General features: G+C 60.5%; 22 protein-coding genes. 14 read left to right on the forward strand and 8 right to left on the reverse strand.

The window, feature by feature from the left end:
* Positions 1-71 precede the first annotated feature (71 nt).
* Complete coding sequence (cpxP, locus tag L085_RS04010) at positions 72-551, reverse strand: cell-envelope stress modulator CpxP (RefSeq protein ID WP_004931122.1); 480 nt, start codon at positions 549-551, stop codon at positions 72-74.
* 148 nt (positions 552-699) lie between these two features.
* Between cpxP and cpxR the strand changes: the two genes are divergently transcribed.
* From cpxR to L085_RS04035, 5 genes are all read left to right on the forward strand, one after another.
* A complete protein-coding gene (gene cpxR, locus L085_RS04015) occupies positions 700-1,398 on the forward strand; it encodes an envelope stress response regulator transcription factor CpxR (protein WP_004931124.1) in 699 nt (232 codons plus the stop codon).
* Positions 1,395-2,789: an envelope stress sensor histidine kinase CpxA gene (cpxA, locus tag L085_RS04020; protein WP_015379421.1), complete on the forward strand. Its 1,395-nt coding sequence runs from the start codon at positions 1,395-1,397 to the stop codon at positions 2,787-2,789. Before cpxR ends, cpxA begins: the two co-directional genes overlap by 4 nt.
* 43 nt (positions 2,790-2,832) lie before the next feature.
* Entirely contained in the window at positions 2,833-3,306 is a 474-nt protein-coding gene (gene trmL, locus L085_RS04025; protein WP_004931130.1) for a tRNA (uridine(34)/cytosine(34)/5-carboxymethylaminomethyluridine(34)-2'-O)-methyltransferase TrmL, read from the forward strand.
* A gap of 50 nt (positions 3,307-3,356) precedes the next feature.
* Positions 3,357-4,130, forward strand: coding sequence for a CHAD domain-containing protein (locus L085_RS04030; protein WP_044030108.1), 774 nt, complete (start codon positions 3,357-3,359; stop codon positions 4,128-4,130).
* Between the two features lie 104 nt (positions 4,131-4,234).
* Positions 4,235-4,906, forward strand: coding sequence for a DUF3313 domain-containing protein (locus L085_RS04035; protein ID WP_004931134.1), 672 nt, complete (start codon positions 4,235-4,237; stop codon positions 4,904-4,906).
* A gap of 61 nt (positions 4,907-4,967) precedes the next feature.
* On the opposite strand, the gene cysE is transcribed toward L085_RS04035, so the two are convergent.
* The 5 genes from cysE to L085_RS04060 all read right to left on the reverse strand — a co-directional run bounded on the left by cysE (position 4,968) and on the right by L085_RS04060 (position 8,154).
* Positions 4,968-5,789 carry a serine O-acetyltransferase gene (cysE, locus tag L085_RS04040; protein ID WP_004931135.1) on the reverse strand — a complete coding sequence of 274 codons (822 nt, stop codon included), beginning with the start codon at positions 5,787-5,789 and terminating at the stop codon, positions 4,968-4,970.
* 106 nt (positions 5,790-5,895) lie between these two features.
* Positions 5,896-6,915 (reverse strand): NAD(P)H-dependent glycerol-3-phosphate dehydrogenase, encoded by a 1,020-nt coding sequence (gene gpsA / locus L085_RS04045; RefSeq protein ID WP_004931136.1) that lies wholly within the window; start codon positions 6,913-6,915, stop codon positions 5,896-5,898.
* Positions 6,915-7,385 carry a protein-export chaperone SecB gene (gene secB, locus L085_RS04050; protein WP_004931139.1) on the reverse strand — a complete coding sequence of 157 codons (471 nt, stop codon included), beginning with the start codon at positions 7,383-7,385 and terminating at the stop codon, positions 6,915-6,917. The genes gpsA and secB overlap by 1 nt, the downstream gene beginning before the upstream one ends.
* 57 nt (positions 7,386-7,442) lie before the next feature.
* On the reverse strand, positions 7,443-7,691 hold the full coding sequence (gene grxC, locus L085_RS04055) for a glutaredoxin 3 (protein WP_004931142.1): 249 nt from the start codon (positions 7,689-7,691) through the stop codon (positions 7,443-7,445).
* Positions 7,692-7,719: 28 nt separating this feature from the next.
* The gene (locus L085_RS04060; protein ID WP_015379424.1) at positions 7,720-8,154 is read right to left on the reverse strand and encodes a rhodanese-like domain-containing protein; all 435 of its coding nucleotides are present in this window, start codon (positions 8,152-8,154) and stop codon (positions 7,720-7,722) included.
* Between the two features lie 296 nt (positions 8,155-8,450).
* On the opposite strand from L085_RS04060, the gene gpmM reads away from it, so the two are divergent.
* From gpmM to L085_RS04075, 3 genes are read left to right on the forward strand one after another with little or no spacing between them, the layout of a single operon-like run.
* Positions 8,451-9,995 carry a 2,3-bisphosphoglycerate-independent phosphoglycerate mutase gene (gpmM, locus tag L085_RS04065; protein ID WP_044030110.1) on the forward strand — a complete coding sequence of 515 codons (1,545 nt, stop codon included), beginning with the start codon at positions 8,451-8,453 and terminating at the stop codon, positions 9,993-9,995.
* A gap of 9 nt (positions 9,996-10,004) precedes the next feature.
* The gene (envC, locus tag L085_RS04070; RefSeq protein ID WP_028128084.1) at positions 10,005-11,339 is read left to right on the forward strand and encodes a murein hydrolase activator EnvC; all 1,335 of its coding nucleotides are present in this window, start codon (positions 10,005-10,007) and stop codon (positions 11,337-11,339) included.
* A 2-nt stretch (positions 11,340-11,341) separates the two neighbouring features.
* Entirely contained in the window at positions 11,342-12,295 is a 954-nt protein-coding gene (locus tag L085_RS04075; protein ID WP_044030112.1) for a divergent polysaccharide deacetylase family protein, read from the forward strand.
* 41 nt (positions 12,296-12,336) lie between these two features.
* Here L085_RS04075 and tdh read toward each other — a convergent pair whose 3' ends face one another.
* Together tdh and kbl are read right to left on the reverse strand one after the other, a co-directional pair.
* Positions 12,337-13,362 (reverse strand): L-threonine 3-dehydrogenase, encoded by a 1,026-nt coding sequence (gene tdh / locus L085_RS04080; protein ID WP_004931152.1) that lies wholly within the window; start codon positions 13,360-13,362, stop codon positions 12,337-12,339.
* A 9-nt stretch (positions 13,363-13,371) separates the two neighbouring features.
* Positions 13,372-14,568 (reverse strand): glycine C-acetyltransferase, encoded by a 1,197-nt coding sequence (kbl, locus tag L085_RS04085; protein WP_044030113.1) that lies wholly within the window; start codon positions 14,566-14,568, stop codon positions 13,372-13,374.
* 240 nt (positions 14,569-14,808) lie between these two features.
* On the opposite strand from kbl, the gene rfaD reads away from it, so the two are divergent.
* The 6 genes from rfaD to L085_RS04115 are packed head-to-tail and all read left to right on the forward strand — an operon-like array spanning position 14,809 to position 21,182.
* Positions 14,809-15,738: an ADP-glyceromanno-heptose 6-epimerase gene (rfaD, locus tag L085_RS04090; protein ID WP_044030115.1), complete on the forward strand. Its 930-nt coding sequence runs from the start codon at positions 14,809-14,811 to the stop codon at positions 15,736-15,738.
* 22 nt (positions 15,739-15,760) lie between these two features.
* Positions 15,761-16,807, forward strand: coding sequence for an ADP-heptose--LPS heptosyltransferase RfaF (gene rfaF / locus L085_RS04095; RefSeq protein WP_044030116.1), 1,047 nt, complete (start codon positions 15,761-15,763; stop codon positions 16,805-16,807).
* Positions 16,808-16,809: 2 nt separating this feature from the next.
* Positions 16,810-17,775, forward strand: coding sequence for a lipopolysaccharide heptosyltransferase RfaC (gene rfaC / locus L085_RS04100; protein WP_044030118.1), 966 nt, complete (start codon positions 16,810-16,812; stop codon positions 17,773-17,775).
* Positions 17,772-18,938, forward strand: a complete 1,167-nt coding sequence (locus L085_RS04105; RefSeq protein WP_044030119.1) for a glycosyltransferase — start codon at positions 17,772-17,774, stop codon at positions 18,936-18,938. The genes rfaC and L085_RS04105 overlap by 4 nt, the downstream gene beginning before the upstream one ends.
* 28 nt (positions 18,939-18,966) lie before the next feature.
* Complete coding sequence (locus L085_RS04110; protein ID WP_044030121.1) at positions 18,967-20,208, forward strand: O-antigen ligase family protein; 1,242 nt, start codon at positions 18,967-18,969, stop codon at positions 20,206-20,208.
* Positions 20,205-21,182, forward strand: coding sequence for a glycosyltransferase (locus L085_RS04115; protein ID WP_044030123.1), 978 nt, complete (start codon positions 20,205-20,207; stop codon positions 21,180-21,182). Before L085_RS04110 ends, L085_RS04115 begins: the two co-directional genes overlap by 4 nt.
* Positions 21,183-21,199: the final 17 nt, after the last annotated feature.

Genomic DNA, 21,199 nt, shown 5'->3' on the forward strand with positions numbered 1-21,199 from the left:
CCGCCATCATGGCGGGGAAGACAGGGATGGTGTCTATGGCAAGGAAAAACAGGGGACTACTCAGTCGTACTTCACTTCTGGGCAGAAGCTTGCTGCAAACCAGAAATTTGTTGCTCCATCTGCTGCATGCGCTGCTGATGTTTCTGGTCTAAAACACTTTTTTGCTCTGGCGTCAGCAGGTTATACATTTGGTTGCGCACCCGGGCCATTTCGACCTGGCGCTTGACCTGCTGTTGGGCCATCTTTTCCGCCTGGGCATACACGGCGGCTTCGTCAAATTTCTCTGCGGTCACCAGTTTATGCATGGCTTCCATTTCAGCTACATTGACACCAGGCAGATCGTGCCGGGCCTGGCGCATCAAATCGCGCATTTGCTGGCGCTGCTGTTCGCTGAGGCTGACACCGTCGAACATATGGTGCTGGCCGGGTATTCGGGTCATCGCGTCGTTGCCGGGAGGTTGGGCTGTGTCCGGTATAGTGTCGGCAGCGAAGGCAGCGGTCGAACCAATTGCCAGCAGTGATGCCATAACTAATGCGGTCACCTTACGCATTTCAACTCCTCAAGCTTTCTCACTTTGCGAATCAACGAGGAGCAGTGTACCGCCACACCTGAAAACCTGCGTCAGTGCATGTAAAACTACGTAAAGTCATGGAATGGCAACAGTTGATGACGTATTTTGCGTCTGGAGGTAAATCATAATGAACAAGATTCTGTTAGTTGACGACGACCGCGAGTTGACCTCGCTGTTAAAAGAACTGCTTGAAATGGAAGGTTTTAATATCGTCGTCGCGCACGATGGCGAGCAGGCGTTGTCGCTGCTGGACAGCTCCGTCGATCTGCTGCTGCTCGACATCATGATGCCGAAGAAAAACGGCATCGATACGCTGAAAGAACTGCGCCAACATCACCAGACGCCGGTCATCATGTTGACCGCGCGCGGCAGCGAACTGGACCGCGTGTTGGGCCTGGAGCTGGGCGCCGATGATTACCTGCCGAAACCCTTCAACGATCGCGAACTGGTCGCGCGCATTCGCGCCATTCTGCGCCGTTCCAACTGGAGCGAACAGCAGCAGCAGGTCGACAGCGGCGCCCCGACGCTGGATGTCGATGGCCTGCAGCTGAACCCCGGCCGCCAGGAGGCCAGCTTCGACGGCCAGGTGCTGGATCTGACCGGCACCGAGTTCACCTTGCTGTATCTGCTGGCGCAACATCTCGGCCAAGTGGTGTCGCGCGAACTGCTGAGCCAGGAAGTGCTGGGCAAACGCCTGACTCCGTTCGATCGCGCCATCGACATGCATATCTCCAACCTGCGGCGTAAGCTGCCGGATCGCAAAGACGGGCATCCGTGGTTCAAAACCCTGCGCGGGCGTGGTTATTTGATGGTATCTGCAACATGATCAACAGTTTGACGGCACGCATCTTCGCCATTTTCTGGTTCACGTTAGCCCTGGTGCTAATGCTGGTGCTGATGGTGCCCAAGCTCGACTCCCGCCAAATGACCTCGCTGCTCGACAGCGAGCAGCGGCAGGGGTTGATGCTGGAACAGCACGTCGAGGCCGAGTTGCAAAACGATCCGGCCAACGATCTAATGTGGTGGCGCCGCCTGTTCCGCGCCATCGACAAATGGGCGCCGCCGGGCCAACGCCTGCTACTGGTCACCAGCGAAGGCCGGGTGATCGGCGCGCAGCGCAATGAAATGCAGATCGTCCGCAACTTCATCGGCCAATCCGACAATTCGGATCATCCGAAGAAGAAAAAATACGGCCGCGTCGAACTGGTCGGGCCGTTCGCGGTGCGCGACGGCGAAGACAACTACCAGCTGTACCTGATCCGCCCCGCCAACAGCCCGCAATCCGATTTCATCAACCTGATGTTCGACCGGCCGCTGCTGCTGCTGATCGTCACCATGCTGATCAGCGCCCCGCTGCTGCTGTGGCTGGCCTGGAGCCTGGCGAAACCGGCGCGCAAGCTGAAGAACGCCGCCGATGACGTGGCGCGCGGCAACCTGAAGCAGCATCCGGAACTGGAGGCCGGCCCGCAGGAATTTCTGGCCACCGGCGCCAGCTTCAACCAGATGGTCAGCGCGCTGGAACGCATGATGAACGCCCAGCAACGCTTGATCTCGGACATCTCGCACGAGCTGCGCACGCCGCTGACTCGCCTGCAGCTGGCCACCGCGCTGATGCGCCGCCGCCACGGCGAAGGCCACGAGCTGGCGCGCATCGAAACCGAAGCGCAACGGCTGGATTCGATGATCAACGATCTGCTGGCGCTGTCGCGCGGGCAGCAGAAGGGCGAGCTGGCGCGCGAGCAGTTGAAGGCCAACGAACTGTGGGCCGACGTGCTGGATAACGCCCGTTTCGAAGCCGAACAGATGGGCAAGCAGCTGGAGATCGCTGCGCCGCCCGGTCCGTGGACGCTGTTCGGCAACGCGAGCGCGCTGGACAGCGCGTTGGAAAACATCGTGCGCAACGCCCTGCGTTATTCGCACACCCGCATCGCCGTGGCGTTCAGCGCCGACAATCAGGGCGTGACTATCCAGGTTGACGACGACGGCCCCGGCGTCAGCGCCGAAGACCGCGAGCAGATCTTCCGTCCGTTCTACCGCACCGATGAGGCGCGCGACCGTGAGTCCGGCGGCACCGGCCTTGGCCTGGCTATCGTCGAGGCGGCGGTCAATCAGCATCGCGGCTGGGTGAAGGCCGAAGACAGCCCGCTTGGCGGTCTGCGGCTGGTGCTGTGGCTGCCGCTGCATCATCAACGCCTATCCTCTAAGACAGAACAGTAAGAGTTTGCTATCCTGCGCCCCTCGTTCACGAGGGGCCTGCAACATGCTGAACATCGTTTTATTTGAACCCGAAATTCCACCCAATACCGGCAATATCATCCGCCTGTGCGCCAATACCGGCTTTAATCTGCACCTGATCGAACCGCTGGGTTTCCCGTGGGACGACAAACGCCTGCGCCGCGCCGGGCTGGACTATCATGAGTTCACCCGCGTCAGCCGCCATGCCGATTACGCCGCCTTTCTCGCCGCTGAAAACCCGCAGCGGCTGTTTGCCCTCACCACCAAGGGCACGCCGGCGCACAGCGCCGTCAGCTACCAGGCCGGCGACTACCTGCTGTTCGGCCCGGAAACGCGCGGGTTGCCTGCCGACATCCTCGATGCGCTGCCCGCGCAGCAAAAAATCCGCATCCCGATGCAGGCGCAAAGCCGCAGCATGAACCTGTCGAATGCCGTATCGGTGGTGGTGTATGAAGCCTGGCGGCAGCTGGACTATGCCGGTGCGCTGATCAAGGCGTAATCCGCGACGTCGCGCCATACTGGAAGAGTCATCCTCTCCAGGCACGGCACATGGCTTTCATCGCAGAGATTGTCACTCAGCTTCGCCGGCTCGAACCGGCGCTGAACGAGGCGCTGTTGCGGCTGCAACAGGCGCAAGACAGCGAAGCGCTGCACGATTTGCGCGTCTGTCTGCGCCGCATTCGCAGCCTGCTGCGCCCGTTACGCGGCTGCCCCGGCGCAACCCGGCTCGATCGGGCCGCCGCCGAATTGGGCAGGCTCACGACGCCGCTGCGCGATCTCGAGGTGCTGATCGCCGAACTGGCGCTACATCGCCTCGATTGGCAGGCTAACGTGCGCCAGAGCGAATTTCAGGCCCGCTACCGTCAACTGCTCACCCATCCGCAGCTCATCGGCTTTCCCTCGCTTTTGCACGCCTGGCCGCGCCGCTTTCGCCGCAGCGCGCAACGCGCTGCCAAACACCGTGTGAACCGACGCCTGCAGCGCCAACAACGGCAATTGTGCCGGGCATTGGCCGATACCGGCTACGATCGCCACCGCCTGCGGCTGCTGATAAAACGCCTGCGTTACGCGGCTGAAGCCTATCCGCAGCGCCTTCCTCTCTCCCCCGCCGCGATGGCGAGCCTGAAAGCGGCGCAGAACGCCCTCGGTGATTGGCACGACCGGGAGGTTTGGTGCCTGCAAGCCGAACATCAGGCGGATCTCTGGCCCTTGTTGCCCCGGTGGCAAGCTGAGCAACGCCAGGCGCTGGTCAGCGCGGACGCCTTGCTCGCCGCCTTATCACCGGCACTGGCGGCGAAAACCGGCGGCGCATCACGATCCTGAAAAAAGGCCGCAGCAGGGCACGCCCGGCCCCGAAAAAGCCCGATGAGGCGCAGATAATGCGCTATGTTTTGTAAGGGTAATCACCACTCATCATAGGAAACCATATGAAGAAACAACGTTTGAGCGTTGCCATGGCGGTTCTGGCGGCGGGCCTGTTGCTGGCGGGCTGCTCGTCCAAAGTCACCCAAACGAATCAATATTCGGGGTTCCTACCGGACTACAGCAAGCTGCAGGAAACCAGCTCGCCAAGCGGCCATAAAACGCTGCGTTGGATCGATCCCACCTTTAAAGAGTCGAATTATCGCGGCGTGTATGTCGCTCCCGTGGTTTATTACCCGGCGGCTAAACCCACCGCCCGCGTCAGCCAACAAACGCTGGACAAAATTAGAAACTATACCGACCAAAGCGTGAGAAAAGCGGTGGCCGAGCGCACTACCGTTTTGAATAACCCGACAGGTTCCCGCGTGCTGTTGGCCAAAGTCGCGATTACCGCCGTGTCTGCCGAAGATGAGGATATGAAATTCTATGAAGTGGTGCCGGTAGCGGCCGTGGTGGCCAGCACCATGGCCGCCACTGGCCACCGGACGCAAAACACCACGCTGTTCCTGGAAGCGCAGTTGATCGATCAGGATAGCGGTAAAACGGTGCTGGAAGTGGTGCGCAAGAGTTACGGCAAAACCGTCAACAACGACAGCGCGCCAGTCACGGAACAAGAAGTCAAAGCGGCGATCGATGACATGGTCAACGATATCGTCACGTTCCCGAAACAGGGCTGACCGCCGCCTGAAAAACACAGGGGGAGCCGAAGCTCCCCCTGAATGGACCCGCAGGCGCGGCTTAGATGCCGTCGCCGTACTCGAAGCCGTGGTTGGTGCCGTTGAAGTATTGGTCCATATCCATCGACGGCGTATCGCTCTCCGGCCGCCCGACGATGCGCGCCGGCACGCCGGCGGCGGTGGTGTGCGGCGGTATCGCCTGCAAGACCACCGAGCCCGCACCGATCTTCGCGCCCTTGCCCACTTCGATATTGCCGAGAATTTTGGCGCCTGCGCCAATCATCACCCCTTCACGGATTTTCGGGTGACGGTCGCCGCTGGTTTTACCGGTACCGCCCAGGGTGACCGATTGCAGGATAGAGACGTTGTTCTCCACCACCGCCGTTTCACCGATCACGATGCCGGTGGCGTGGTCGAGCATGATGCCGCAACCGATGGTCGCCGCCGGGTGGATGTCTACGCCGAAGGCGACGGAAATTTGATTTTGCAGGTAGATAGCCAGCGCCTGCCGCCCTTGCTGCCACAGCCAGTGGCCGATGCGGTAAGCCTGCAGCGCGTGGAACCCTTTCAGGTAAAGCAGCGGCGTGGAGTATTTATCGACCGCCGGGTCGCGCAGGCGCACCGCGAGGATATCGCGCGCCGCCGAAACGATCATCTGGTTGTCAGACTTGTAGGCCTCTTCCACCACCTCACGCACCGCGATGGCGGGCATGATCGGCGTGGCCAGCTTGTTGGCCAGCATATAGCTGAGCGCGCTGCCCAGGTTCTCGTGCTTGAGCAACGTCGCATGGAAAAAGCTGGCCAGCATCGGTTCACAATCAGCCAGTGCTCGCGCTTCTGATTTAATGCTGTTCCAGACCTGTTCCAACTCTTCTGACGACATCACATACCCCTTTACCTTGCCAAACGGGCCGCTTCACACGGTAGCGCGAAGCGGCCCAGGTCATTTGCGGGGTCAGCATTCCGCTGCCCCGACATATCGTTTTATGTCACGCGCTGGGTTTTTCGTCCTTTCGGGCTCGCCCCAGCAGGCTCAGCGCCGCTTCGCGGGCGTCCTTGTGGCAGTAAAGCACCTGATAAATCTGTTCGGTGATCGGCATTTCCACACCGTGCCGCTGCGCCAACGCCAACACCTCTTTGGTATTGCGATAGCCCTCGACCACCTGACCGATACTGTCCTGCGCTTCCTGCACGCCTTTACCCTGCCCCAGCATAATGCCGAAGCGACGGTTGCGCGACTGGTTGTCCGTGCAGGTTAGCACCAGATCCCCCAGCCCCGCCATGCCCATGAACGTCGAGGGATCGGCGCCCAGCGCAGAACCCAGACGGCTCATTTCCGCCAGCCCGCGCGTAATCAACGCGGTACGGGCATTGGCGCCGAAACCGATGCCGTCGGACATGCCGGCGCCGATGGCGATCACGTTCTTCACTGCGCCGCCAAGCTGCACACCGATGAAGTCGGGATTGCTGTAGACGCGGAAACTCTTGCCGCAGTGCAGCAGCTGTTGCAGATCGTCGGCGAACTGCGCATCGGTCGCCGCCAGCGCGATCGCCGTCGGCAGGCCGGCGGCCAGCTCTTTGGCGAACGTCGGCCCGGAGAGCACCGCCAGCGGGATCGCCTCGCCCAACGCCTCACGCGCCACGTCCTGCAGCAAGCGGCCGGTTTCCGCTTCCAACCCTTTGGTGGCCCACACGATGCGGGCATCCGGGCGCAGATGCGGCTTCAGCTGGCGCAGCACGTCGCCGAACACGTGGCTCGGCACCACCACCAGCACGTCGCGGCTGGCGGCCAGCGCACGCGCCAAATCGGCTTCGAGCAGCAGGGTATCGGGGAAGGGAACGTCAGGCAGAAACGCCTGATTGCAGCGATCGTGCTGCAACGTTTGAATTTGCGCGGGGTTATGTCCCCACAACACCACGGGATGGCCGTTACGCGCCAGCGTAATGGCCAATGCGGTGCCGTACGAGCCGGCACCGATAACAGTCATTGAAGCATTGACGGTGTTCATCAGGCATCCTGATGTGGTGCGGCACCTTCGCCTTCCGCCTGCTGCTGCAGATAGTTCATGAACAGCGCGTCAAAGTTGACCGGTGCCAGGTTCAGCTGCGGGAAGGTGCCGCGGGAAACCAGGCTGGTGATGCACTCGCGCGCATACGGGAACAGGATGTTCGGGCAGTATGCACCCAGGCAATGCGCCAGCTGCGTGCCTTCGATGCCTGCTACCGAGAAGATGCCAGCCTGCTGCACTTCGCACAGGAACGCAGTCTCTTCGCCCAGGGTCGCCGTCACGGTTACGCGCAGTACCACTTCATACACTTCGTCAGCCAGCTGGCTGGACGCGGTATCCAGATCAAGTTTAACTTCCGGCTGCCATTCCTGCTGGAAAACCTGCGGCGCGTTCGGCGCTTCGAAGGAGATATCCTTGGTATAGATACGTTGGATCTGGAAAGCCATTTCGGTGCTGTTTTGTTCTGACATGTGAGTAATACCCTTGGTTAAACGTCCTTATTGACACTCGGTGAACCGGCAAGCTGCTTAAAGCAGCGGATCCAGGCCGCCGCGAGCATCGAGTTCATATAAATCATCGCAGCCGCCGATATGCCGGCCGTCGATGAAAATCTGCGGCACGGTGGTGCGCCCGCTGCGCTCGATCATCACTTCGCGCTTGGCGTTATCGCCGTCGATGGCGATCTCGTTAAACGCCGCGCCCTTGCTGTTCAACAGCGCCTTGGCGCGATGGCAGAACGGGCAGGTCGCTTTGGTGTAGATATCAATGTTAGCCATGGATTGCCACCTCAAATAGGTTAAACGGTTACTTACCGCGCACCAGCGGCAGGTTTTCTCCGCTCCAGCCGGCAATGCCGTCTTTCAGCATAGTCACCTTTTCAAAACCGGCCTTGCTCAGGTTCTCCGCCGGCTCGCGGGAGGCGGTGCCGTTGGCGCACACGACGATGATCGGCTGCGCTTTGTGTTTTTCCAGCTCGCCCAGGCTGCCGTTTTTGATTTCGCTGGCGGTCAGGTTGATGGCGTTGGCCAGGTGACCACGGCGGAAATCGTCGCGGCTGCGGGTGTCGACCACCACGGCTTCTTCTTTGTTGATCAGGCGAATGGCTTCACCGCGGGCGATCTCTTTGACCTTGGAGAAACGGCTTTTGAAGGTCATGACGATCACGGCGACCAGCAGAGCGATCCAAGCCAGGCTCAGAATAGGGTGTCTGCTTACGAATGGCATAATTTCTTGCAGCATGGGGTGTAACAACTCCCGTCAGTTAAGGGATAAATAAGTCAAGGTTCCAGAGTATACCTGCCGAGTGCGGCAAATACAGCCAATAAGCAAGCGCGATTGTAGAAACTGCGGGCTGCGCTGAGAAATTCCCGAGGTCAGAGCATAAAAGCCCGCGCGATTCGCCGCAACCTTGATCTCTTGGGGCTATTTATCGCCGGCGGCGGTGTAAAATCAGCCGGTTTTTCGAGGGCGAATAGCCATGCTTGCGGGGGCGCATGGCTATTCGCAGCTTAAAAAGTTCATAAGAGGTCAATGCAATGTCGAACAACAAAAAACCGATGGTCCTGGTGATCCTGGACGGTTACGGCCACCGTGAAGAGCGACAGGACAACGCGATCCTGAACGCCGGCACCCCGGTGATGGATCGTCTGTGGCGGGAGCAGCCGCATACGCTGATCGCCGCCTCCGGGCTGGATGTCGGCCTGCCCGATGGGCAAATGGGCAACTCCGAAGTCGGCCACGTCAATCTGGGCGCCGGGCGCATCGTGTACCAGGATCTGACCCGGCTGGACAAAGCGATCGCCGACGGCGACTTCTTCACCAACCCGGTGCTGACCGCCGCCGTCGATAAGGCCATAGCGGCCGGCAAGGCGGTGCATATCATGGGTCTGCTGTCGCCGGGCGGCGTGCACAGCCATGACGAGCACATCCTGGCCATGATCAAGCTGGCCGCCCAACGCGGCGCCAAAGCCATTTATCTGCATGCCTTCCTTGATGGGCGCGACACGCCGCCGCGCAGCGCCGAAGCCCTGCTGCAACGCTGCCGCGACGCCTTCGCCGCATTGGGCGTCGGGCGCATCGCCTCGCTGATCGGCCGCTACTACGCGATGGACCGCGACAACCGCTGGGATCGCGTGCAGCTGGCCTATGACCTGCTGACCGCAGCCAAAGGCGATTCCGTGGCCGAGGATGCGATCGCCGGCCTGCAGGCTGCTTATCAGCGCGGTGAAAACGACGAGTTCGTCAGACCGACCGTGATCCGCGCCGCCGGTGAGGCCGATGCCGCAATGCAGGACGGCGACGCGTTGATCTTCATGAACTTCCGCGCCGATCGCGCGCGCCAGATCACCCGCGCTTTCGTGAACGCCGACTTCGACGGTTTCCCGCGCGCCAAGCAGGTGCAGTTCGGCGATTTCGTGATGCTGACCGAATACGCCGCCGACATCGCGACCGCCTGCGCCTATCCGCCGGCGCCGCTGGCCAACACCTTCGGCGAATGGTTGATGAAGCACGACAAAACCCAGTTGCGCATCTCGGAAACCGAAAAATACGCCCACGTCACCTTCTTCTATAACGGCGGCGTGGAAGCGCCGTTCAAGGGCGAAGACCGCGTGCTGGTCAACTCGCCACAGGTCGCCACCTATGATCTGCAGCCGGAGATGAGCGCCGCCGAGCTGACCGACAAGCTGCTGAGCGCCATCCGCAGCGGCAAATACGACGCCATCATCTGCAACTACCCGAACGGTGACATGGTGGGGCATACCGGCGTGTATGAAGCGGCGGTCAAAGCGGTGGAAACGCTGGACGCCTGCATCGCTCAGGTGGTTGACGCGGTGCGCGACGTCGACGGCCAACTGCTGATCACCGCCGATCACGGCAACGCCGAGCAGATGCGCGATCCGGCCACCGGCCAGGCGCACACCGCCCACACCAGCCTGCCGGTGCCGCTGATTTACGTCGGCAAACCGGCGCGCGCGGTCGAAGGCGGCAAGCTTTCGGACATCGCGCCAACCCTGTTAACGCTGATGGGAATGGAAATCCCGCAAGAGATGACTGGTAAGCCGCTGTTCATCGTGGAATAATCCTTCTCCATGAGGGAGAAGGCGTTTTTTGCACTATCAAGGGTAACCCGAAGCGCAAACGCAGGCAGCCGGCCGCTGCCTGAACGCACCGCGCCAAGGACGTTCACCGCCATGTGCGCCAGCGTATTTTGCGCTGGCGTCTTGCTGTTGCCGCTCGCCGGCCAGGCGGCGGAAGACAATAAATCCCAGCTGAAAGACATCCAGCAGAGCATCGCCGAGAAAGAAAAGGCGGTGAAGCAGCAGCAACAGCAGCGCAGCTCGCTGCAGGATCAGCTGCGGCAGCAGGAAAAAACCATCGCCCAGGCCAGCCGCCAGTTGCGCGACACCCAGGGCACGCTCACCCAGTTGGGCAAGGACATTTCCGGCCTGAACGCCTCGATAGCCAAACTGCAAAAACAGCAATCGACCCAGCAAAACCTCCTCGCCAAACAGCTCGACGCCGCCTTCCGGCAAGGGCAGCACAGCGCCGTGCAGCTGATCCTCAGCGGTGAAGAAAGCCAGCGCAGCGAACGTATTCTGGCCTATTTCGGTTATCTGAACGAAGCGCGCCAGAAAACCATCGAAGAGCTGAAACAGACCCGCGCCGAGCTGGCGAAGCAAAAAACCACGCTGGTGGCCAAACAGGGCCAGCAAAAATCCTTACTGAGCGAACAACAGACGCAGCAGCAGAAGCTGGAGCAGGCGCGCGGCGCCCGCAAGAAAACGCTGACCGCGCTGGAAGCCTCGCTGGAAAAAGACCAACAACGCCTGGTGGAACTGCGCCAAAACGAAGCCCGCATGCGCGACAAGATCGCCCGAGCGGAGCGCGAAGCCCGTGCGCGCGCCGAACGCGAAGCGCGTGAAGCGGCCAAGGTGCGCGAACAGGTGCGCATCAAGGAACAGCAGGCGAAGAAAACCGGCACCACCTACAAACCTAGCGAAGCCGATCGCTCGCTGATGGCGCGAACCGGCGGCCTCGGTCGTCCGGCCGGCCAGCTGATGTGGCCGGTGCGCGGCCGCACGCTGCACGGCTTTGGCGAGCAGCAGCAGGGCGAGCTACGCTGGAAAGGCATGGTGATCGAAGCCCGCGAAGGCAGCGAAGTGAAAGCCGTCGCCGATGGCCGCGTGCTGCTGGCCGACTGGCTGCAAGGCTATGGCCTGATGGTGGTGGTCGAACACGGTAAAGGCGACATGAGCGTGTACGGCTACAACCAAAGCGCGTTGGTCAACGTCGGGGCGCAGGTGCGCGCCGGCCAGCCGATCGCTCTGGTCGGCACCAGCGGCGGCCAGGGAACGCCGTCGCTCTATTTCGAAATCCGTCGTCAGGGACAGGCGGTTAACCCACTGCCGTGGTTGGGAAGATAGATTTGCGTTATGTCAAAACCCGTACAGCTTTGTTAATCGGCTGTCTGCTGCAGGTTTACGCTGCGCAGGCAGGAAAACTCTCCATCGTCATCGATGACGTGGGCTACCGCCCTCACGAAGAAAACGCGGTGCTGCAAATGCCGACGGCGATCTCGGTCGCAGTCTTGCCCAACGCGCCGCATGCCCGCCTGATGGCCACCCGCGCCCACAGCCAGGGCCGCGAAGTCTTGATCCACATGCCGATGGCGCCGCTCAGCAAGCAGCCGCTGGAACGCGATACCCTGCAGCCTTCCATGAGCAGCGACGAGATCCAGCGCATCATCCGCAACGCGGTGAACAACGTGCCCTACGCGGTCGGCATGAACAACCACATGGGCAGCGCCATGACCTCCAGCCTGCCGGGCATGCAGAACGTGATGCAGGCGCTCGAAAGCTATCGTCTGTATTTCCTCGACAGCATGACCATCGGCAGCAGCCAGGCGACCCGCGCCGCGGCCGGCACCGGCGTGAAAGTGATCAAACGCAGGGTGTTCCTCGACGATACCGCGAACGAAGCCGATATCCGCCGCCAGTTCAACCGCGCGGTCGAATTGGCGCGGCGCAACGGTTCCGCCATCGCCATCGGCCACCCGCGCCCGGCGACGGTGAAAGTGCTGCAGCAGATGCTGCCGTCGCTGCCCGCCGATATCGTGCTGGTCAAACCGAGCGCGCTGCTGAACGAACCGCAGGGCAACGGCGGTGGCAGCTACGTTCCGCCGCCGGTCAAACCGCAAAAACCGCAGCCGAAGAACCCGTTCAGCGGCGGCATCAAGCAGTGCAAGGTCAAACCGCCGAAGGAAAAAGCCAACGCCGGCACCGCGCTGGGCGTTATCGCCGACAGCATTGCCACCTCGCCGCCGGTGACCTTCATCAAGCGTCATTGGCAGCACTGGACGCAAACCAAACCGCAAGCATAAAAAAAGGGCCGGAATTCCGGCCCTTTTCACGCCTGCCGAGATCAATCCCAGCTCAGCACCACTTTGCCCGACTTGCCGGAGCGCATGGCGTCGAAGCCCTGCTGGAACTCGTCGATCGAGAAACGGTGGGTGATGATCGGGGTCAAATCCAGACCGGACTGGATCAGCGCCGCCATCTTGTACCAGGTCTCAAACATTTCGCGGCCGTAAATCCCTTTGATAAACAGCCCCTTGAAAATCACCTGGTTCCAGTCGATCGACATATCCGAAGGCGGAATGCCCAGCATGGCGATGCGCCCGCCGTGGTTCATCGCATTGAGCAGCGTGCGGAACGCCGGCGGCGCGCCGGACATTTCCAGGCCGACGTCGAACCCTTCGGTCATGCCCAGTTCGGCCATCACGTCGCTGAGGTTTTCCTTGCTGACGTTCACCGCACGGGTCACGCCCATTTTGCGCGCCAGTTCCAGGCGGTATTCGTTAACGTCGGTGATCACCACATGGCGGGCGCCGACGTGTTTGCACACCGCCGCCGCCATAATGCCGATCGGGCCGGCGCCGGACACCAGCACGTCTTCCCCGACCAGATCGAACGACAGCGCGGTATGCACCGCGTTACCGAACGGATCGAAGATCGAAGCCAGTTCATCGGAGATGTTATCCGGGATCTTGAAGGCGTTGAACGCCGGGATCACCAGGTATTCCGCGAAGCTGCCCGGGCGGTTCACGCCCACGCCGACGGTGTTGCGGCACAGGTGCGTGCGGCCGCCGCGGCAGTTGCGGCAGTGGCCGCAGGTGATGTGGCCTTCGCCGGACACGCGATCGCCGATGTTGAAGCCTTTGACTTCCTGACCGATCGCCACCACTTCGCCCACGTATTCATGGCCGACCACCATCGGAACCGGAATGGTTTTTTGCGACCACTCGTCCCAGTTGTAGATATGCACATCAGTGCCGCAGATCGCGGTTTTGCGGATTTTGATCATGATGTCGTTGTGGCCCAGCTCCGGCTGAGGCACGTCGGTCATCCAAATCCCTTCTTCCGCTTTCAGTTTTGACAGTGCTTTCATGGTTTTACCTTATGCAATAACGCCAAGATCCTTACCGATACGTGTAAACGCCGCCACTGCGCGTTCGATTTGCTCCGGGGTGTGGTCGGCGGACATCTGGGTGCGGATGCGCGCCTGGCCTTTCGGCACCACCGGATAGAAGAAACCGGTCACATAGATGCCTTCCTTGAGCAACGCATTGGCGAATTCCTGCGCCAACTTCGCCTCACCCAGCATCACCGGGATGATGGCGTGATCGGCGCCGGCCAACGTGAAGCCGGCGGCGGTCATTTTTTCGCGGAACAGACGCGCATTGGCCCACAGGCGATCGCGCAGGGCATCGCCCTCTTCCAGCAGTTCCAGCACTTTGATCGACGCGGCGACGATCGCCGGCGCCAGCGAGTTGGAGAACAGGTACGGGCGCGAACGCTGGCGCAGCCACTCCACCACTTCTTTCTTGGCGGCGGTGTAGCCGCCGGACGCGCCGCCCAGCGCTTTGCCTAACGTACCGGTGATGATATCGACGCGGCCCATCACTTCGCAGTATTCATGGGTGCCGCGCCCGTTGGCGCCGACAAAGCCCACCGCGTGAGAGTCATCCACCATCACCAACGCCTGGTATTCGTCCGCCAGATCGCAAACCCCTTTCAGGTTGGCGATCACGCCGTCCATCGAGAAGACGCCGTCGGTGGCGATCAGGATGTGACGCGCGCCGTCGGCTTTGGCCTGCTTGAGCTGCGCGGCCAGCTCGGTCATGTCGTTATTGGCATAGCGATAACGCTTGGCCTTGCACAGGCGCACGCCGTCGATGATCGACGCGTGGTTCAGCGCATCGGAGATAATGGCGTCTTCCGGGCCGAGCAGGGTTTCGAACAGCCCGCCGTTGGCGTCGAAGCAAGAGGAGTACAGGATCGCGTCTTCCATGCCCAAAAAGGCCGCCAGTTTCTGTTCCAGCTGCTTGTGGCTGTCCTGGGTGCCGCAGATGAAGCGCACCGACGCCATGCCGAAACCGTAGCTGTCCATGCCCGACTTGGCGGCGGCGATCAGCGCCGGGTGGTTGGCCAGGCCCAGGTAGTTATTGGCGCAGAAGTTGATCACATGGCTGCCGTCGGCGACGGCGATATCCGCCTGTTGCGCGGAGGTGATGATGCGTTCTTCCTTGAACAGCCCTTCACTGCGCGTGGCGGCAAGCTGTTGTTCCAACTGCTGATAAAAAGACGCTGACATTCGGTTATCTCCAGGATTGGGCTATTTGCGGCATATTTTACTGATTTGTAACCAAACTGACGAGAATGCGCGGGAGAGAATATTAAAATTGCAGCAGATATCACGGCAAACGGCGGACTTCAATGGCAATGCGGGATATTCGGAGCCCTTCCGCTGTTTGCCGCGGCATGAAATGCTATTATAACCGCCATTGAGCGTGGGGCATTGTGCCCCGCCAGGCAGCTTAGCAGGGGTAACCCAATGATTATCGTCACAGGCGGCGCCGGCATGATCGGCAGCAACATCATTAAGGCACTGAACGACAAGGGATATCGCGATATCCTGGTGGTGGATAACCTGAAAGACGGCACCAAGTTCGTCAACCTGGTCGATCTGGATATCGCCGACTATATCGATAAAGAAGACTTTATCGCCAGCATCGTGGCCGGCGACGATCTGGGCGAGATCGAAGCGGTGTTCCACGAAGGCGCCTGCTCCGCGACCACCGAGTGGGACGGCAAGTACATGATGGACAATAACTATCAGTACTCCAAAGACCTGCTGCACTACTGCCTGGATCGCGAAATCCCGTTCTTGTATGCCTCCTCCGCCGCCACTTACGGCGGCCGCGAAGAGTTCATCGAAGAGCGTGAGTATGAAGCGCCGCTCAACGTTTACGGCTACTCCAAATTCCTGTTCGATCAGTACGTGCGCGAGATCCTGCCGGAAGCGGACTCGCAGATCTGCGGCTTCCGCTACTTCAACGTTTATGGCCCGCGCGAAGGCCACAAAGGCAGCATGGCCAGCGTCGCCTTCCACCTGAATACCCAGATCAACCGCGGCGAAAACCCGAAACTGTTCGCCGGCAGCGAAAACTTCAAGCGTGACTTCATCTACGTCGGCGACGTGGCGGCGGTTAACCTGTGGTTCTGGGAAACCGGCAAATCCGGCATCTTCAACTGCGGCACCGGCCGAGCGGAAACCTTCCAGGCGGTAGCCGACGCGGTGGTGGACTTCCACCAGAAAGGCGCTGTGGAATACATCGAGTTCCCGGAGAAGCTGAAAGGCCGCTATCAGGCGTACACCCAGGCCGATCTGACCAAGCTGCGCGCCGCCGGCTACAACGCACCGTTCAAAACGGTCGCCGAAGGCGTGAAAGAGTACATGGCCTGGTTGAACCGCACCGCATAAGCTGAAGGAATTAACGCTGGGTATGAAAATACTGGTTATCGGCCCTTCTTGGGTTGGCGACATGATGATGTCGCAAAGTCTCTATCGCACCCTGAAGGCCGAATACCCGTCGGCGGAGATCGATGTGATGGCGCCGGCCTGGTGTCGCCCGTTGCTGGCGCGCATGCCGGAAGTCAATCAGGCGCTGGCGATGCCGCTGGGCCACGGCGCGCTGGGGCTCGGCGAGCGCCGCCGCCTGGGACGCGCTCTGCGCGCCAACCGTTACGATCGCGCTTACGTTCTGCCCAACTCGTTCAAATCCGCGCTGGTGCCTTTCTTCGCCGATATCCCGCAGCGCACCGGCTGGCGGGGCGAAATGCGCTACGGCCTGCTGAACGACGTCCGCGTGCTCGACAAGGCCGCTTTCCCGCTGATGGTGCAGCGCTATGTGGCGCTGACCTATGACAAAGGCCGCGTTCAGCGCGCCGACGATCTGCCGCAGCCGCTGCTGTGGCCGCAGCTGCGGGTGAGCGACGAAGAGATCGCCGACACCACCGCGGCCTTCAACCTGACCGACAGCCGCCCGATCGTCGGCTTCTGCCCAGGCGCGGAGTTCGGCCCCGCCAAGCGCTGGCCGCACTATCACTACGCGGCGCTGGCTCAGCGGCTGATCGAGAGCGGCTATCAAATCGCGCTGTTCGGTTCGGCGAAAGACCATGAGGCCGGCGAACAGATCCGCGCCGCATTGCAGGAAGACGCGCGCGATTTCTGCCTTAATCTGGCCGGGAAAACCCAGCTGGAGCAAGCAGTTATCCTGATCGCAGCCTGCCGGGCGGTGGTCAGCAACGACTCCGGTTTAATGCACGTTGCCGCAGCGTTGAACAAACCGCTGATAGCCTTGTACGGCCCAAGCAGCCCCGACTTCACACCGCCGCTTTCCGACAAGGCGCGGGTCATTCGCCTGATCAGCGGCTACCACAAGGTGCGTAAGGGCGATGCCGAGCAGGGATACCACCAAAGTTTGATCGATATTCAGCCGCAGCAAGTGTTGGATGCGCTGACGCCGTTACTTGTCGCCAGCGAGGAATAGTCATGCAGGTGTTAATTGTAAAAACCTCCTCGATGGGGGACGTGCTGCATACGCTGCCCGCCCTGACCGACGCGCTGCAGGCCATTCCCGATATCCGCTTCGACTGGGTGGTGGAAGAAGGCTTCAGCCAAATCCCCACCTGGCACCCGGCGGTAGATCGCGTGATCCCGGTGGCCATTCGCCGCTGGCGAAAAAACTGGTTCGGCAACGATACTCGGCAACAGCGCTGCGACTTCAAGCGCGCGCTGCAAGAACGCCGTTACGACGTGGTGATCGACGCGCAGGGCCTGATCAAAAGCGCCGCGCTGATCACGCGCATCGCTAAAGGCAACAAACATGGCCCGGACTGCAAGAGCGCGCGCGAGCCGTTCGCCAGCTGGTTCTACAATGTGCGCCATGAGGTAGACAAACAGCAGCACGCGGTGGAACGCACGCGCGAACTGTTCGCCAAAAGCCTCGGCTACGATAAACCGGGCAGCTACGGCGATTACGCCATCGCCGCACGCTTTCTCAGCCGCCCGCCGGCCGATGCCGGGCAGTATTTGGTGTTTCTGCACGCGACGACCCGTGACGATAAGCATTGGCCGGAGCAAAACTGGCGTGAGCTGATCGCGCTGGCGGCGGACAGCGGGCTGAAGATAAAACTGCCGTGGGGCGCAGAGCATGAACATCAGCGCGCGCTGCGCTTGGCGGAAGGTTTTCCACATGTCGAGGTGCTGCCGAAACTCAGCCTGCAGCAGGTGGCCGAGGTGCTGGCCGGCGCCAGGGGTGTGATCTCGGTCGACACCGGGCTCAGCCATTTGGCCGCCGCGCTCGACAAACCGAACATCACGCTGTTCGGGCCGACCGATCCCGGCCTGATCGGCGGTTACGGGCAAAATCAGCACTCGCTGATTTCGCCGGAAAAAAGCATGGCGACAATCGACGCCGATACGGCATGGCAGGCGCTGCAAAAGGTTATAGCATGAAAAAACTGCACATTATCAACCTGGGTAAAATGGGCGGCGTCGAGCGCCTGTTCCTGCAGTACATCAACGATACCACCGACGGCAGCAACCAGGTCCTGTGCATCAGCGGCGACATTGGCGAAGAGATCCGCCGCCAGTTGCCGGCGCATCAGCCCGTCACCTTCGCCAACCGCCTGATCAATGCGTTGCCGTTGCGTTGCCCGCAGTTCCTGCGCAAATTTTTGCTGAAATGGAAAATTGAACGGGCGAACGCCGACGTGGTGATCGTCTGGGACCTGGTGCCGGGGCTGGCGGCCAAACCCAAGCGTGGCAAGCTGGTTTACTACGATCACGGCTGCTCCTGGCGTTACCCCAAGAATAAAAAGACGCTGCGTTTCTTCGCCATGCTGGACGGCGTGATTTCCGCCTCACACGCATCGAAGCGGGTGATGGAGCTGCGCTTTAATCTGCCTTGCCCAAATCACGTGGTGATCAACCGCATCAAGACGCCGGCGGGGATCGACGCTGCGCCGAAAACGCTGTCGCAGCCGGTCAGGATCGGCACTGCCTCACGCCTGGTCAGCCTGAAAGGCATCAGCGTTTCATTATTGATGATGCAGGAACTGCTGCGGCGCGGGCATGACGTCACGCTGGAAGTGGCCGGCAAAGGGCCGGATCGCGCGGCGTTCGAGGCGCTGGCGGCACGGCTGCAGCTCGGCGATCGCGTCACCTTCAGCGGTTATCAGGATGACGTCGCCGGCTTCTTCAATCGCACGCACATCTACATGAGCACGCCGATCACCGAGCCGTTCGGCTTGTCCTGCATGGAATCGCTCTATTTCGGCGTGCCGGTCATCTTCCCGCGGGTCGACGGCCAGCCGGAAGCGGTCAGGGACGGGGTCTGCGGCCTTGGCCTGACACCGTCGGTCACCATCGAACAACACCGGCAGCTCACCGATATCGAGGTCGACTTCCCGCATGAGGTCTACGATCCGCAGACCGACAGCCTGGTGGCGCCCAAGCTGCTGTCGCATATCGACTGTGCGGATGCCATTGAGAAATTGCTGGAGCGAGAAACCTACCAGACTCTGAGCCGAAATGCGCAGCGCTATCCTGCGGAGCATTTCAACTATGCTCAGTTCAAAGTTGAGTTCGACGACACGCTGCGCTCCTTCATCGCTTAATTAAAACGTGAGCCGGAAAACACGCCCAATGTTAAAACACAGAACACCGCACCCTGCCTTCAGCTATCTGATCTATCTGGGGTGCGCCATCGCTTTTTGCACCATTCCTTTCGGTTCCGCGACCGGACGCAATCTGTTTTATGTTTCCAGCTACATCGCCTTTATCGCCGTTTGCCTGTATCCGCGCTATTACCTCAGCAACGTTAAAAATCTGCTGTTGCCGGCGCTGATGTTCAGCGTCGGCATGGGGACCATCCTCTGGATGCACCACTTCAAACAGCCGGGTGAATACATCAACATTTACCGCTCTTATATGTCGACCGGTAAACTCCAACTGGCAACCGCCTTCATCCTGCTGATTGCGCTTAATGAGCGGTTGTGCGTGCAGCGCCTGCTCGTTGTCGTGGCCCTCATTACCGGTCTGGCGGTCAACGGTTATTCACTCTATCAGGGGCTGCGGCTGGATATTCCGCGCGTGGAGCTCAACTTCGATCGCGCCACGGTCGTTGCCTACCTGATGACCGCCATCGATCTGGTGATGATGCAAGCCATCCTGATGCTGCGCACCCGCTACCGTCTGGTGTTGTACATTGCGGCGTTCCTGCTGTCCTTCTCTGCGCTGGTGCTCACCGGCACGCGCGCGGCCATGTTGGTTTACCCGGTGGCGGTTTGTCTGTCGCTGCTGGCGACCAAGCATCTGGTATCCAGAAAACACAAGTTTTTGCTGGTCTCCTCGGTGCCATTATTGCTGCTCATCTGCGGATTCGTCTTTAAAGCGCAGATTGAACAACGCATTGCCGACTTCAAAACCAACATGCAACTGATCGATAAACCTGAGATAGATAACTCGATCATTTCCCGGCTGTCGATGCAAACGCTGGCATGGCGTACCGGTTCACAAGCCCCTTGGGGCCAATCCGCCGAACAACGCGGTGAAGAGATCCGCGCCATCGTCGCGCAGCAGCCACATCTGTACGGCGTCATGCCCTACATCAACGTCCACCTGCACAACGAACTGCTGGAAACCTACTCGCTCAAGGGCGTCTGGGGGACGTTGCTGTTGCTGGCGCTGTATATCGGCCTGTTCTGCTCTTCATTCCGGCCGCAGCGCAACGCGCTGTTGCTGAGCGTCAGCGCCAGCCTGTTCGTTTACGGTCTTAGCGACGTCATCTTCTTCAGCACGGAAGGCACCGTCATGTTCTGTCTGGCGCTGATCGCCGCCGTGCTCTCCGTGGCGAAACAGCCTTCCGCGCAGGAGCAAACCGCGTGAAGACACAGCCACCGCTGCTCAGCGTTATCGTGCCGTTTTACAATAACGAAGCGTTCGTCATCGCTGCGCTGGATTCGTTATTTGTACAGATTAGCGACGATATCGAAGTGGTGATCATCGACGATGGCTCTACCGATGCGTCAGGGGCGCTGGTCAGCCACTATCTGGCGCAGCGGCGGCACCCGCGCGCGATCCTTACTTCGCAGGCCAACGGCGGCATTGCGCACGCCCGCAACGTCGGCCTACAGCAGGCCACCGGGCGCTATATCACCTTTCTCGACGGAGACGATCTGCTGAGCGATGACTATCTGGCGATCCTGCGCCCCCTGCTGATCGCCGGTGAATATGACCTGATCGATTTTAATTATCAGAAGTTCACCGGGCATCCGCCGACAGCGGATAAACGCGCAATGCAGCCCGTAGCCTACGACTTTTCACAGTTGGGGCTCGGCTGCCTGCAACCGCTGTTTGCACGTTCGATGTGGCATCTCTGGAGCCGGGTATATAAACGCACGCTGCTGGAAGGGGAGGCGTTCGAAGACGGCAGGCGCTACGAAGACGTGATTTTCACGCCTTTTCAGTATTTCAAAACTCGCCACATCGCCCATCTTGACTGCGAACTCTACTTCTATCGGGACAACAGCCAGGGCATCACCCGCAATATCAAACCCAAAGATATTGAAGATCTGCTGTTCGCCATGGAGAAGATGCTGCGTTTTGTGGCGCAGCATCCCGGGGATGAGCCGCTGCGCCGGTTAGCCGCCCTGATGCTGGCCAACTGCTTTTCCGAGGTGAAAAGCATGTCGAAGGCGGTATACGGCTATTACCATTACGCACCGGCAACGCTGCATATCCTGCGCCGCGCCGCCGCTGTCTGCCGCAACAGCGACGTGCCGGGCAAAAAAGTCCGCCAGATGCGCTATGCGCGAGTAGATACCTTTCTTTCGAAGCTGCGCGGGCGCAGGCCGCACTAATCGCATCGGCCGGGCGG

This window comes from Serratia sp. FS14, from assembly GCF_000695995.1.
GTDB classification, from domain to species: Bacteria; Pseudomonadota; Gammaproteobacteria; order Enterobacterales; family Enterobacteriaceae; genus Serratia; species Serratia nematodiphila.